Source organism: Gammaproteobacteria bacterium, assembly GCA_021647245.1.
Classification (GTDB): Bacteria; Pseudomonadota; Gammaproteobacteria; order RBG-16-57-12; family RBG-16-57-12; genus JAFLJP01.
Window position 1 is genome coordinate 25,229 of record JAKIVC010000011.1, and the last position, 15,360, is coordinate 40,588.

Genomic DNA, 15,360 nt, shown 5'->3' on the forward strand with positions numbered 1-15,360 from the left:
TTATATTGGGATTCAGTGTAGCAAGCTGTGCCGGCCAATTCATTAAAGCTCTCTGAGGGCACACCGATAAAACTTTCAGACAAGTCATTGTGACAACGGGCACAGAAGGGCTACAACTTATGGATATAAAGGATTACCTGCGCATCATGGTGAAATATGATGCCTCCGACCTCTATCTCACCACGGGTGCACCACCCAGTGCAAAAATCCAGGGTGAGATCAAACCACTCAGCAAAGATACAATACCACCTGGCTCAGTTAAAGATGTCGCCTACAAAATAATGAGTGCGGAACAAATCGCCGAATTCGAAACCACACCCGAGATGAACCTAGCAATTTCTGAACCGGGTGTCGGCCGTTTCCGGGTTAATATTTTCCAACAGCGCAACCAGGTTGCAATGGTGATTCGTAATATCAAGATTGAGATTCCTGAGATGGAAACACTGGGACTGCCCGATACTCTTAAAGATATCATTATGCAGAAGCACGGGCTGGTTCTCTTTGTGGGTGGCACCGGTTCAGGAAAGTCCACCTCCCTCGCCTCACTTATCGATTATCGCAACAGCAACAGCTCAGGCCACATCATCACCATTGAGGACCCGATTGAATTTGTCCATCGCCATAAAAAATCGATCGTCAATCAGCGTGAAGTCGGTGTTGATACCGCCAGTTATGCAGATGCGCTTAAAAACACCCTTCGCCAGGCACCTGATGTCATCCTGATTGGCGAGATCCGCGACCGGGAAACCATGGAGCACGCACTCTCTTTTGCAGAGACGGGCCACTTGGCAATCTCCACCTTGCACGCCAATAACTCAAACCAGGCGCTGGACCGAATCATCAACTTCTTCCCCGAAGATCGGCATAAGCAGCTGTTAATGGACCTATCACTCAATATACGGGCATTTGTCTCACAACGGCTGATACCGACACTGGATGGCAAACGCTGCGCGGCTATCGAGATTTTGCTGGGTACGCCGTTGATTCAGGACATGATATTGAAAGGGCAGGTTAAGGAGATAAAGGAGGTGATGGAGAAGTCAGAAAACCTCGGCATGCGTACATTTGATTCGGCCCTCTACCACCTCTACAAGGCAGGCAGAATCACCCTGAATGAAGCATTAAAGAATGCCGATTCAGAAAACAACCTTCGCCTGCGTATTTCACTCTCTGAAGGTGATGTCTCGACACTTGCCGACGACAGTGCCTTAAAAATGAAAGGTGAGGACGATGCGCCACAATCAATAAAACCATCGAGACCCAAAATGCCCGCTGGCGGGCTCTCTATAGATGACTAATAAAAAGGCCATGGAGATCCATGGCCTTTTTCATTTCCAGAGAGTGCGAACGACATTACTTGTGGTATTTAGCACTCAACTCATGAACTGCATTAACAAAAGCACCCGCATGTTCAGGGTCTACATGCTGGTGGATACCGTGTCCCAGGTTGAAAATATGACCTGAACCTTCGCCATAACCTTCTAGGATAGTCGCCACTTCTTGGCGAATACGCTCAGGAGAAGCGTAGAGTGTTGATGGATCCATATTACCCTGCAGGGCAACTTTATCACCCACCCGCGCACGGGCATCTGCAATATCAATGGTCCAGTCCAGCCCCAGCGCATCACAACCAGTGTCAGCCATCGCTTCAAGCCACTGGCCACCGCCTTTCGTGAACAGTATAACCGGCACTTTACGACCATCTTTCTCTCGAATCAGGCCATCAATAATCTGCTGCATATAACGCAGTGAAAACTCTTTGTAATCACGCGGTGTCAGGCAACCACCCCAAGTATCAAATATTTGCACCGCTTGTGCACCCGCTTCGATCTGGGCATTCAGGTAAGAGGTGACTGATTTTGCAGTTGTCTCCAGCAGTTTGTGCATGAGATCCGGGCGATCAAACATCATTCCCTTCACCTTGGCATAATCTTTGGTGCCCCCCCCTTCAACCATGTAAACCGCCAGTGTCCACGGGCTACCGGAGAAACCGATCAAGGGAACACGGCCATTCAGCTCGCGGCGAATAGTGCGCACAGCATTCATTACATACTGCAACTCACCTTCAGGGTCAGGCACAAATAGTTTGTTAACATCCGCCTCAGTGCGTACCGGATTATCAAAAACCGGCCCTTCACCCGCTTCAAAACGTAATCCGAGACCCATGGCATCAGGGATGGTCAAGATATCTGAAAAGAGAATTGCCGCATCCAATGGATAACGTTCAAGCGGCTGAATAGTCACTTCACATGCCAGATCTGCATTCTTACAAAGATCCATAAAGCTCCCAGCCTGAGCACGCGTTGCCTTATACTCTGGCAAATAACGACCCGCTTGGCGCATCATCCAGACCGGCGTGACATCAACAGGCTCTTTCAGCAAGGCACGTAAAAAACGATCATTCTTCAATTCAGACATCTAACTTCCTTTCCCCAATATAGTTTTTTTATGGCCCAGGCGATTATGCGAGAGTCGGTCGTATAATTGTAAAAGAGGCTTTAAACCTCCAGGTAATCGAGAATCCCTTCTGCGGCATTTCGCCCTTCAAAGATGGCGGTCACCACAAGGTCTGAGCCTCGCACCATGTCACCACCGGCAAAGACTTTATCATTTGTGGTCTGGTATTTATATTTACCCTGTTCGCTGGCCACTACCCGGCCTCGATCATCCGTCTCGATACCGTAATCAACAAACCAGGGAGCCGGGCTGGGTTGAAAGCCAAAAGCGACGATCACATGATCACAGGGAATCACCTTTTCTGACCCGGCTACAGGCTCGGCACGGCGACGACCGAAGGCGTCTGGCTCGCCCATTTGGGTAGTGAGCAGTTTAATGCCTTCAACCTTACCCTTGCCGACAATTTCAACGGGCTGGCGATTGAATAGAAACTCAACCCCCTCTTCCCGGGCATTCCCCACCTCTTTGGTGGACCCTGGCATATTCGCTTCATCGCGACGATAGGCACAGATGACACTATCGGCCCCCTGGCGAATGGCGGTACGGTTGCAATCCATCGCAGTATCACCACCACCCAGCACTACAACGGTCTTACCGTTCATATCGATGAAACCCGCCTCATCCTGTGGATAGTCGTAGCAATTATTTACATTGGAGATCAGAAAAGGCAGTGCTTCATAAACACCAGGGAGATCTTCACCTGGGAAGCCACCTTTCATAGAGTTGTAGGTTCCCATACCGAGAAAGACTGCATCGTATTCATCAATCAGCTTTTGAAAGTCCACATCACGGCCTACCTGAGTATTCAGTACAAACTCAATTCCCATCTCTTCCATAATGGCGCGACGGCGTTTAACCACCTCTTTTTCTAATTTGAACTCTGGAATACCAAAGGTCAGCAGGCCGCCCACTTCCGGATTACGGTCATAAACAACCGCTTTAACACCATTGCGCGCCAGAATATCTGCACAACCCAATCCTGCGGGGCCTGCGCCAATGATAGCGACTCGTTTGCCGGTGGCCTCAACATGTGACAGATCAGGCTTCCACCCTTTTGCAAAGGCAGTATCTGAAATATATCGTTCTACCGAACCGATAGTGACCGCCCCGGCATCCACCTGATTCAGCGTACAGGCACCTTCGCACAGGCGCTCTTGTGGGCAGACACGGCCCGTAATTTCCGGCAGTGAATTGGTTTGATTGGATAGCTCCGCCGCCTGCTCCAATTTACCCTCTGCTACCAGCTTCAACCAATCTGGAATGTAGTTGTGTACCGGGCATTTCCATTCGCAATAGGGGTTACCACAGGCGAGGCATCGATCCGACTGGTTCGCCGCACTGGCCTGATCAAAGCAACCATAAATTTCACGGTACTCTTTAATCCGTATCGTCGCCGGTTTTTTAGCCGGGTTGTCTCTCTTGAGTTGCAGAAACTGAAAGTTGTTACCCATAATTGTCAACACTTCTCATTAATCTTGTAATGGCGGCACTTAAGCCGCTGCTTTTTGCAGATCTTCCAGCAGTGATGCCAGCTCTGCAGCCTTCGGCTTAACCAGCCAGAACTTGCCCACCATGCCGGCAAAGTTATCCAAAATAGCTTGGCCCCGCGCACTACCGGTCTCATTCACAAACTCTTCAATCACGGTGTACAGGTGGTTTCGATAAGCCTCCATCGATTCTGTACCCACACGGTGTATATCGATTAGCTCATGGTTATAACGATCGACAAAGCTGTTATCTTCATCCAGCACGTAGGCAAAACCACCCGTCATACCTGCACCAAAATTAACACCACTCTGCCCTAGGATGGTTAACATGCCGCCGGTCATATACTCTGCGCCATGGTCACCAATTCCTTCAACAACGGCATAGGCACCTGAGTTACGCACCGCAAAACGTTCACCGGCAAGGCCCGCCGCCAGCAACTTACCACCGGTTGCGCCGTACAGGCAGGTGTTACCAATAATCGTTGTTTCGTGGCTGTTAAAGCGGCTCCCTTTGGGAGGATAGACAACCAGCTTGCCGCCTGCCATGCCCTTGCCAACATAGTCGTTGGCATCGCCCTCAAGGTACATCTCTAGGCCGCCGGCATTCCATACCCCGAACGACTGCCCTGCCGTACCGGTAAGGCGTAGTGTGATCGGTGCATCCGACATACCCAAATTACTATGCCTGATGGCAATTTCACCTGAAAGGCGTGCCCCTATAGAGCGGTCGGTATTTTTTACGCAATAGCTAAACTCACCACCGAGTTTATTTTCAATTGCCGAGAGTGCATCGGCAACCATTTTTTCTGCGGTTTCACCCTTATCGAAAGGCTCATTTTTGGGTTCTACACAGTACTGGGGCTTATCGTCATCAACCGTTACCAACAGGGGTGTCAAATCCAGGCGCGCCTGTTTTGCAGTTTCACCTTTAATCACCTCTAGCAGATCTACTCGACCAATGAGCTCTGATAGCTGCGAAACACCTAGCGAGGCCATAATTTGACGCACATCTTCGGCAATAAAACGGAAGTAGTTCATCACCTTCTCTACTGTTCCGGTGTAGTACTCTTTACGCAGAATATTATCCTGAGTTGCAATACCCGTGGCACAATTATTGAGATGGCAGATACGCAGATATTTGCAGCCCATCGCAACCATAGGGCCGGTACCAAAACCAAAGCTCTCTGCACCCAGAATGGCCGCTTTAATCACGTCAAGACCGGTTTTCAGCCCGCCATCGGTCTGCACTCTGACCTTCTCTCGCAGATTATTAGCGCGCAGCGTCTGGTGAGTCTCTGCCAGACCCAGCTCCCACGGGCCGCCACAATATTTAACCGACGTAAGGGGTGATGCGCCGGTGCCGCCGTCAAAACCGGAGATGGTGATCAGATCAGCATAAGCCTTGGCAACACCGGCAGCAATGGTGCCCACGCCCGCCTCGGCAACCAGTTTTACTGAGATCAATGCCTCGGGGTTAATCTGCTTCAAGTCATAAATAAGCTGTGACAAATCTTCAATGGAATAGATGTCATGATGCGGCGGGGGTGAGATCAGGCCAACGCCCGGCTTACAGTAGCGCAGCGTCGCGATCAGATCATTCACCTTATGACCAGGCAACTGTCCACCCTCCCCCGGCTTAGCGCCCTGTGCCACCTTGATCTGTAACACTTCAGCACTGCGCAAGTAGGCGGGGGTTACACCAAATCGACCCGATGCAATCTGTTTTATTTTGGAGCGTTTGATGGTGCCGTAACGAACAGAATCCTCACCACCTTCGCCAGAATTTGAGCGGGCACCCAGGCGATTCATCGCCTCGGCCAGTGTCTCATGCGCCTCTGGCGACAGTGCGCCCAGCGACATGGCAGCCGAGTCGAAACGCTTATAGATCTCTTCAGCCGCCTCAACCTCTTCAAGCGGAATCGCGCTGGCCTCTTTCAGTTGCAGCATGTCACGCAGTGAGATAGGCGCACGATTATTCACCAGCTCCGCGTGTTTTTTCCAATCAGCATAGTCGCCACTTTCCACCGCACTCTGCATGGTCTTAATAACATCAGGGTTATAAGCGTGATCTTCGCCGCCATGTACATACTTCAGCAGGCCACCCTGAGACATCGCCTTGCGCGGATTCCAAGCCATCTTGTGCAGTATGGCATTATCGCCATCAAGGTCTGAAAAGTTTGAACCTTGAATGCGCGCAACCGTTCCTTTAAAGCAGAGATCGACCACCTCGCGGTTCAGACCAACCGCTTCAAAGAGCTGCGCGCCACGATAGGAACCGATGGTTGAGATACCCATTTTCGAGATGATTTTGTAGAGCCCCTTGCCAATACCCTTGCGGTAGTTACGCTCGACATCCGCCGGATCGAAACCGGCAATCACCCCCTGCTTAACCATATCGCATAATGTTTCGTATGCAAGATAGGGGTAAACAGCCGTTGCGCCGTAGCCGATGAGAACCGCAAAGCCGTGTGGGTCACGGGCGGATGCGGTCTCAACCACAATATTGGCATCACAACGCAAGCCTTCATCAATCAAACGGTGGTGTACCGCACCGGTGGCGAGTGCGGCATGAACCGGCCGCTTATCTTTACTGATGCCCCGATCAGAAAGGACCACTACGACCTTGCCCGCGCTGACTGCGGCGACGGCTTCATCACAAATATCGATTACCGCCTGTTTCAACTCACCCTGGCGATTCAGATCGATACGCACATGTGCATAGTTCTCTTCACGCATGTTGAGCAGCTGCTGATATTTGTTATGGGATAACACTGGGGAGTCAACCAACAGGCGATCCGCATGTTCTGCGGTCTCCTCAAACATATTGAGTTCACGGCCAAGGCAGGTCTCCAGCGACATCACCACCGCTTCTCGAATAGGATCGATGGGGGGGTTGGTTACCTGGGCAAATTGCTGACGAAAGTAGTCATAGGGTGAGCGGACTTGGCGCGACAACACCGCCAACGGTGTGTCATCTCCCATGGAACCCACCGCTTCCTGCCCGCTCTCGGCAAGTACGCGCAGCACCTGCTCCCGCTCTTCATAGCTGACTTGGAATTGCTTCTCATAAACACTCAATTCTTCATCACTCAGCGAACGAACCCCAGAGTTTTCACCACTCAATTTTGACTTAAGGTGTTTTGCATTTTCCGACATCCACGCCTTGTAAGGGTGGCGTGACTTCAGCATATCATCCACATCTTGTGGCAACAGAAGCTCACCGGTCTCCGTATCAACCGCCAGCATTTCACCCGGCTTCAAACGCCCTTTTGCGACCACATCTTCAGGCGCATAGTCATAAACACCGATCTCAGATGCCAAGGTAATATGACGATCTTTGGTGATCACATAACGGGCCGGGCGCAAGCCATTGCGATCCAGCGTACACGCGGCGTAACGGCCATCGGTTAACACAATACCTGCCGGGCCATCCCACGGCTCCATATGCATTGAGCTGTATTCATAAAAAGCGCGCAGATCAGGGTCCATATTAGTTACGTTTTGCCATGCGGGTGGCACCAGCAGACGCATGGCACGAAAGATATCCATCCCGCCCGCCAGCAGTGCTTCGAGCATATTATCCATGCTGTTTGAATCGGAACCACTCAGGCTGACCAGTGGGCGTATATCCTCCATCGACAGCAGAGGTGTCTCAAATTTATGCCCACGAGCCAGTGACCAGAAGCGATTCCCCTGCACCGTATTGATCTCGCCATTGTGTGCCAGATAACGGAAAGGCTGAGCCAAACGCCACTGCGGCCAAGTATTGGTCGAGAAGCGCTGATGAAAGACGGCCGTTGAAGTGGCCAGGCTCTGCTCATTCAGGTCTTTATAAAAGACCGGAAGATTTTCGGGCAGCACCAACCCCTTAAATGAGATAACCCGTGATGAGAGGGTTGGAATATAAAAAACCGGATCGTTAGCCTCCAGTGCTTTTTCCGTTCGGCGGCGTGCAATATAGAGGTGGCGTTCAAACGCAGCATCCGTCATATCGGCGGGTGCATTCACAAAAATTTGCTCAATCTGCGGCATGCTTTGCAGTGACTCTTCACCACAAGCACTCGCATCCGTTGGCACAACCCGCCAACCCGCAACCACTAAGCCCTCCTTAGATATTTCACTCTCCAGCTGCACCCGCGCCGTATTCGCCAAGCCACTCTCTTGACTCATAAACACCATGCCCACCGCATAGAGATCGGTCAACTCATAACCCAGCTCAGCCGCTGCCGTACGCAGAAAGGCATCTGGCTTGCGCAGTAAAAGGCCGCAACCATCACCCGATTTACCGTCTGCGGCAACCGCTCCACGGTGGGTCAAACGTGCCAACGCCTCAATCGAGGTCTTAACAACCCAGTGGCTTGGTTTGTTGTCCATTTGCGCAATCAGGCCAAAACCACAGTTATCTTTTTCAAATTGACTGCGGTAAAGACCGTTTTCGTTTGGCTGCCTATTCATATCTGGAATTCTCTGCACCGTGCTGTTTTTCTTGGTCTACGTCCAGACAGAAGCCAATGACAGGCAAACCATCCACACGACAAAAGGGTTCGAGATTATACATTCGCAAGCCAATACATTCAATTACTAAGAAAGCCCCACTATCGCCCATCACCACTAGTTTGCGAATTTGTGTGATTTACGGGCTAGTGAATCAAAGGTGCTTAAGCTATTATCCACCCCTCTTGTACGCTTATAATTCACGAGTCATCACCATGCCCACCACTCCAAAAATAGGCTTCATCAGCCTTGGCTGCCCCAAAGCGACGGTTGATACCGAGCAGATCCTCACCCAACTGCGCGCCGAAGGTTATGAGTTAACCGCACAGTATGATGATTCTGAGCTGGTAATTGTTAACACCTGCGGCTTTATCGACAGCGCGGTTGATGAGTCACTGGATGCCATTGGTGAGGCACTCCGTGAAAATGGCAAGGTTATTGTTACCGGTTGCCTTGGCGCCAAAGAGGGTGTGGTTGAGACTCATCACCCACAAGTATTGGCCGTCACTGGCCCGCACGCTTTGCAGGAGGTGATGGCGCTTGTTCACCACCACATCCCCAAACCCCATGACCCATATATGGACTTGGTTCCAGCTGCGGGCCTTAAGCTGACGCCCAGCCATTACGCCTATCTGAAAATATCCGAAGGGTGTAATCACAGCTGCCGTTTCTGCATTATTCCCGACCTGCGTGGAAAGCTGGTGAGCCGCCCGATTGGTGACGTGTTAGAAGAGGCTGAAAACCTTGCCAAGGCCGGTGTGAAAGAGCTGCTAGTGATCTCACAAGATACCAGCGCTTACGGTGTTGATGTGAAATATCGCACAGGATTCTGGGGGGGCCGCCCGGTAAAAACCCACATTCAAGCGCTGGCTGAAGCACTGGGCAAGCTGGGAATTTGGATTCGTATGCACTATGTTTATCCCTACCCTAGCGTCGACAATCTGATCCCACTTATGGCGGAAGGTAAAATCCTCCCCTACCTGGACATTCCCTTCCAACACGCAAGCCCTGCGGTTCTAAAGCAGATGCGCCGCCCTGGAAACATCGAAAACACCTTTGAACGTATTCAGCAGTGGCGCAGCATCTGCCCGGATATCGCCATTCGTTCAACTTTCATTACCGGATTCCCCGGCGAAACCGAGCAAGACTTTGAGATGTTGTTACAGTTTTTAAGCGATGCCAAGCTCGACCGTGTGGGCTGCTTCCCTTATTCAGCCATTGAAGGAGCCAAGGCAAATGAGCTGCCAAAGCAAATTGATGAGGAGCTGAAAATCGAACGCGCTGAACGCTTAATGGATCTGCAAGCAGCCATTAGCGCAGATAAACTCGCCGCTAAAGTGGGTGCTCAAATGACGGTATTAGTGGACAATATTGATGCAGACGGCATGGTGATTGCGCGCTCCTATGCGGATGCCCCCGAAATTGATGGTGAAGTGCTAATCGAACAGGCCGAGGGAGTGGAGGTGGGCGACTTTGTCGATGTTGAAATCACCCACTCCAGCGAACACGACCTCTGGGGTAAAATGGTCAGCCGCTAACCCGGATACGTTGCAAAGTGGCACCGCAAATCACTTACGAATGCGTATCGTGAGATTAATATGTCGGAATAATTTAGAAAACCTCTTCGGCTTGGGATAGAATCGCCAAACATTGATTTTAATTGGGAGAGTGTCATGGGTAGTAGTTATATGGGCGTGTCAATGGCTCTGGGGATTCTTATCGGAATCGCCGCCATCCTGTTTGTCATATTAAAAGGCGGACCACCAAAAGATAAATAGCGGGTTTAACCCGCCTGGCACAAGGCTTCTTCAGAATCGCCAAGGCTGGCTATTTTATATTGAACAAGGATGGGGGTTGTAGTTTAAACAGTGGCTTGGTAGTATTCCCGCCATCGTTATTTAGTCGCGTAGCTCAGTTGGTTAGAGCACCACCTTGACATGGTGGGGGTCGGTGGTTCGAATCCACTCGCGACTACCAAAATATTTCAAAAAACGCCGATCTGGAGAAATCTGATCGGCGTTTTTTTATGCAAGAAAATTTTTAATCACTCATGGGATTAGCTGTTAATATATTTCACCTGAGACTCGAAGAGTCAGGCTGTCGAAGCTACCACATTTATTTTTAATAAAAACAACACCCCTTAGCCTGGTTTCATCCAGAACGCTCATCCGAACTTAATCAGCGTTTCCTTAGTAAAGAGTAATCATGGTATCAAGAGCAACCTCAGAACTTGGCATTGATGGCAAGCATCCCTTTGACCTGGAGGGGTGGCTTGCACACGTCCATAATGGTCGTAATACATCGGAGATGGCATCCATTCGCCGCGCTTATGAGGTAGCTGATAATGCACATAGCGGGCAAACACGCGCATCCGGCATCCCCTACATTTTGCACTGTGTTGCGGTGGCCGATATTTTGGCTGACTTGCGGATGGACAGTAATACCATCATTGCCGCACTGCTGCACGACACCATCGAAGACACGGCCATAACACTGAACGACCTGCACGAGCAGTTTGGTGAAGATGTCGCCACCCTGGTCGCTTCAGTCACTAAAATGCGCCGCCTGCCCGGTTGGCGCAATGATGAACCCCTGCCCGATAAACAGCACCTCTACGCCGAGAATCTCCGAAAAATGGTCTTGGCGATGGCTGAAGATGTGCGGGTTGTGTTGATCAAACTGGCAGACCGTACTCATAACATGCGCACCCTGGGCGCGCTCTCAAAAGAGCGCCGCCAACGTATCGCCCGCGAAACACTCGAGATTGTAGCGCCCCTGGCCAACCGCCTGGGAATTTGGCAGGTCAAGTGGGAGCTGGAAGATCTTGCTTTAAAATATCTTGACCCTGAGAGCTATCACTACATCGCTTCCAAACTTGATGAACGGCGTATTGAGCGCTTGGAATATATCGATACTTTTGTAAATACCCTGAAGGAGCACTTGGCGCAAGCGGGCATCAAGGCGATGGTAAAAGGCCGTCCCAAACACCTCTACAGCATCTGGCGCAAGATGACGCGCAAGCAGTTGGAGTTTGAAAACATCTTTGATGTGCGTGCTGTGCGTGTAGTGGTAGAGGAGGTTTCACAATGCTATAGCGCACTAGGCATTGTGCATAGTCTCTGGTCTTATGTGCCGGGTGAGTTTGATGACTATATCGCCACGCCAAAAGGGAATAACTACCGCTCGCTGCACACAGCAGTAATGGGCTCTGAGGGTAAAACGGTTGAGGTACAAATTCGCACTCAGGATATGGATCATCATGCTGAGTATGGCGTGGCCGCCCATTGGCGCTACAAAGAGGGCGGTAAGTTTGAAGAGGGGTTTAACGAAAAAGTAGCTTGGTTAAGGCAGGTACTGGAGTGGAAAGAAGAGGCGATTGATGCCAGTGATTTCATCGATCAGTTCAAATCAGATGTGCTCAGTGACCGGGTTTATGTATTGACTCCCAAGGGGCGGATATTAGATCTTCCACAAGGCGCTACCCCGATTGATTTCGCCTATGCCATCCATACCGATGTGGGACACGGCTGTCGAGGTGCTGAGGTGAACGGGCGCATCGTGAGCCTAGGCCATCAACTGCAAAATGGTGAGCAGGTCAAAATCCTCAATGTTAAAAATGGCTCACCTACCCGAGACTGGCTTAACCCCCACCTTGGTTACATCAAGACATCGCGAGCGCGCTCACGTATTTTGCAATGGTTTAAGCACCAGGACTTTGACAAAAATGTGCTGGAGGGACGCAAGCTGTTGGAGCGGGAGCTGGGTCGGCTCAATGTTGGCGGCACCAATTTAGAGAAGCTGGCCAAGCGGATGAAGTTTGAACAGCTGGATAGCTTTATGGCTGCCATTGCCCGTGGCGATATAAAAATGGGTAGCGTTATGAATGTATTGCAGGCGTCGCTGCACGAACATAGCGACTCCTTAAGGGATAATTTCCAACAGAAAAGCACCCCGCGAAAAAGTAGCTCCGGCGATATATTGATCCATGGCGTTGGAGATCTACTGACTCACATGGCCAACTGCTGCAAACCCGTGCCCGGCGATCCCATTGTCGGCTATATCACCCAAGGGCGCGGCGTGACCGTCCACCGCCGTAGCTGTAGCAATGCGATGCAACTGCGCAGTGAAAACAGTGTGCGATTGATTGAAGTGGGTTGGGAGGGTGAGGCGAGCAGCACTTATCCTGTGGACATTAAGGTGATTGCATTTGATCGTACCGGGCTGCTGCGTGATGTGCTCTCAGTGCTCACCCATGACAGTGTCAATATTCTCGCTTCAAAATCGCACACCAACCCCGACAACCTGCAAGTCGACATGATGTTAACTATCGAAATCAACAGCTTAGACCAGTTGAGTCGGGTATTAACTAAAATAAGCCAGCTCCCCAATGTTCAAGAAGCGATACGCAACAAAGGGAAGTAGTTCATAACTTAATGAAATCACCCAGCTATAAATCGGGCTAAAAGAGATAGCGTCCGCCGCTAGCGATAGCCGTCGTGATAAGCCCCAATATCAGATTGACCAACACCCCAATGCGAATCCAGTTGAGATGTTTAGCAGCCTTTTTGTAATCCTCATCCATCAAGGCAAGGCGCAACTGAATATAGGGAACAAAAAAGACTGCCAGGAAGATTAAAATCATCAAAATCCCCAGCAGCGTCATAATATGCACGTGAAGGCCAATGGACAACATATCCGGAAACAGATTAAACACCATCCAGAAGCCCGTTACCGGCAGCATGATGATCGCCACCCAGACCCAGGTGAAAAACTTAGCCAGCGTTTGCCCCCACAAGGGGAGGCGCTGTGAGGGTTCCAACGTGGCATTGGCCGCAGGGCGCAGGGCAACATAGGCGAAAAACATGCCGCCAACCCAAAGGGTCGCAGCAAGAATATGCATTATTTTGGCAAATGCGATCATTTAAATCATTCTCTTCAAAATTTAAGTGGCTGATTGAGACCTTTGCACGAGCAGATACAAAGAGATCACTGATTAAGTGGCTTCAAAACGACCTCTGCGCCAGCCGCATTTAGCCTAAGCCAGCTACCAATACGAGAAAGCAGCCACCCTTCAGCAGCCCAAAAGTTATTATTGGCGCTGCCCACTCTCTCCTGTCGATAATGAGACCTTTGCGCCCGTATCGCTACCGCTTTACGTTCACGTGCATGTTGCTGTGTGTCGTCTGATTCCCGGCTACCCAGTATATCAAGTATAGGGAGGGCTGTTTTTAGTTGTAACAGTTTTCTAGGTAAATAGGTCGTGGCTAATCCCTCGTGAATACGGAAACGTATGGCAATAAAAGCCTTAATATAAACAGCATGCCTTGGCGCCAACTCACCCGATAAGAAGTGGCTAATCGCCGTCGCTCCCAGGCCATGACCCATTAAGACAATATTGTAGATGCCAATGCCCGTAAAATACTCTACGGCGGCAACAATACGAGCCGTTGCCTGGTCAATGACCTTCTGCTGATTTATAGCCGACAACACCACATCATTACTCAGCAGTGGCAGCTGAACTGACACCGTAGGCCAACCACTTTTAGGCAGACCATAGCGCAGTGGTGAAATCACCTCAGGCCAGTCTGGGTGGGCATCCATATCGTGCAAGAGAATAACCCCACCCCTCTTCTCCACCTCAGGGTGCTCAACTTTTAAGCTCAAAAAGCGCCCGCTATTATCGTTTAACCATAGCGCCTCATGACCACCAATACGCTCAACTAACTCCGTAGCCACTAACCGCTCACGCGCTTGATCTAGCGCCTCAGCCACACTGATTGGCAAGAGACAGATAATAAACAGTAGTGGGCATAGCCGCATATGGATCCTTCCTGTAACTGGCCGTTATGTTTTGTGAGACAGCACGCAAGCCTGTGATAATATAGACGTTATTATCTGCATCAACAGATCAAGCCGAATCAACTACCCACTGCGCATAATTTATGGATTATTCAAAGAGGCCGATATTTAGACTAGCGTCCCTCTATTTTAATCGTATTTCTCAGGACAGATACTATTTTAAACTTTATGGCCACTACAGATAATACTTTGCTCAAGCGCCTCTGCGTTGGCACTGCTCTTATCTGCCTGCTTTTACTGCCACCCCTCTCTTTTGCTATGGAGCCAGAAGGAGATTCGGTAGAAGCGTTGGTAGAAGAGGAGCCAATCCCCTTCGCTTCGTTGCCCTATGCGGCTCGCATGGAACTGAATGAAGTACTGCTGACAATCTGGGAGTCTGCCAAACAAGAGGGCAATTTAATGAATGCCCGGCGCACACTACTCGCTTACCTGCGAAGCCCTGAAGGGAAGCATGAAACAGAAAATGGCTTTCTCGCAAACTCCTATCTATTTCATGTGCTGTTGGCGCGTGTTGGGCTATTAGAGCCCATGATGAACCAACTGGGGGATGGCAAAAACAAAGGTTTGCACTGGTTTTCCCATGGTCTGTTACGCATTTATGAAAAAAAATCAGCTCAAGCTTCCAGTAGTTTTGCCAAGGGTGTTTTTAGCGCATTGCAGTTAGGTGAGGCAGACTATAAGCGACTGACAGATGCCGATATCGATGTAAAGTATTTCCCCAGCATGACCTCTTATAGCAATGCCGCTTTTATTGCGGGGCGATTTTATAAAATGTCTTACTGGGAACAACAAAAAATCCTCAATATAGCTATTGCGGAGAAAGTGACAACCATAGAGATCATCCCCGCTGACCTGGTGACCCCCAGCAGTGAGAGTTACCAACTTCAAGCGCTTTACTACAACCTAGGTGCTTACTTGGTGCTTGAGGAGTATAACGACACCTATGCGGTAAAAGAGTTTTTCAACGATCCGGATGACCTCTATAACATCCTGCGGGAGCGTTTTGGCTATGATGCTCGTGAGATCTTTAAACGTCGATAATCGCCTGGCGCCGCCAATGAAA

9 protein-coding genes and 1 tRNA gene are annotated in these 15,360 nt (G+C 50.2%); 5 read left to right on the forward strand and 5 right to left on the reverse strand.

The window, feature by feature from the left end; translation table 11 throughout:
• Positions 1 to 119: 119 nt before the first annotated feature.
• Entirely contained in the window at positions 120 to 1,298 is a 1,179-nt protein-coding gene (locus L3J94_04590) for a PilT/PilU family type 4a pilus ATPase (GenBank protein MCF6218034.1), read from the forward strand.
• A 55-nt stretch (positions 1,299 to 1,353) separates the two neighbouring features.
• Here the strand turns inward: L3J94_04590 and hemE are convergent, their stop codons facing one another.
• The 3 genes from hemE to gltB form a co-directional block, all read right to left on the reverse strand.
• Positions 1,354 to 2,418 (reverse strand): uroporphyrinogen decarboxylase, encoded by a 1,065-nt coding sequence (hemE, locus tag L3J94_04595; GenBank protein ID MCF6218035.1) that lies wholly within the window; start codon positions 2,416 to 2,418, stop codon positions 1,354 to 1,356.
• An 80-nt stretch (positions 2,419 to 2,498) separates the two neighbouring features.
• Positions 2,499 to 3,911 carry an FAD-dependent oxidoreductase gene (locus L3J94_04600; protein MCF6218036.1) on the reverse strand — a complete coding sequence of 471 codons (1,413 nt, stop codon included), beginning with the start codon at positions 3,909 to 3,911 and terminating at the stop codon, positions 2,499 to 2,501.
• 36 nt (positions 3,912 to 3,947) lie between these two features.
• Positions 3,948 to 8,399 carry a glutamate synthase large subunit gene (gltB, locus tag L3J94_04605; GenBank protein ID MCF6218037.1) on the reverse strand — a complete coding sequence of 1,484 codons (4,452 nt, stop codon included), beginning with the start codon at positions 8,397 to 8,399 and terminating at the stop codon, positions 3,948 to 3,950.
• Between the two features lie 254 nt (positions 8,400 to 8,653).
• On the opposite strand from gltB, the gene rimO reads away from it, so the two are divergent.
• The 3 genes from rimO (at position 8,654) to relA (ending at position 12,860) form a co-directional block, all read left to right on the forward strand.
• Positions 8,654 to 9,976 (forward strand): 30S ribosomal protein S12 methylthiotransferase RimO, encoded by a 1,323-nt coding sequence (rimO, locus tag L3J94_04610; GenBank protein ID MCF6218038.1) that lies wholly within the window; start codon positions 8,654 to 8,656, stop codon positions 9,974 to 9,976.
• A gap of 362 nt (positions 9,977 to 10,338) precedes the next feature.
• Positions 10,339 to 10,415: transfer RNA gene (locus tag L3J94_04615), tRNA-Val, on the forward strand.
• Positions 10,416 to 10,643: 228 nt separating this feature from the next.
• Positions 10,644 to 12,860: a GTP diphosphokinase gene (relA, locus tag L3J94_04620; protein MCF6218039.1), complete on the forward strand. Its 2,217-nt coding sequence runs from the start codon at positions 10,644 to 10,646 to the stop codon at positions 12,858 to 12,860.
• A gap of 37 nt (positions 12,861 to 12,897) precedes the next feature.
• Here the strand turns inward: relA and L3J94_04625 are convergent, their stop codons facing one another.
• Together L3J94_04625 and L3J94_04630 are read right to left on the reverse strand one after the other, a co-directional pair.
• Entirely contained in the window at positions 12,898 to 13,359 is a 462-nt protein-coding gene (locus L3J94_04625; protein MCF6218040.1) for a CopD family protein, read from the reverse strand.
• Positions 13,360 to 13,424: 65 nt separating this feature from the next.
• Positions 13,425 to 14,258 carry an alpha/beta hydrolase family protein gene (locus L3J94_04630; protein MCF6218041.1) on the reverse strand — a complete coding sequence of 278 codons (834 nt, stop codon included), beginning with the start codon at positions 14,256 to 14,258 and terminating at the stop codon, positions 13,425 to 13,427.
• Positions 14,259 to 14,465: 207 nt separating this feature from the next.
• Between L3J94_04630 and L3J94_04635 the strand changes: the two genes are divergently transcribed.
• The gene (locus L3J94_04635) at positions 14,466 to 15,338 is read left to right on the forward strand and encodes a hypothetical protein (protein MCF6218042.1); all 873 of its coding nucleotides are present in this window, start codon (positions 14,466 to 14,468) and stop codon (positions 15,336 to 15,338) included.
• The last annotated feature ends 22 nt before the right edge of the window (positions 15,339 to 15,360 follow it).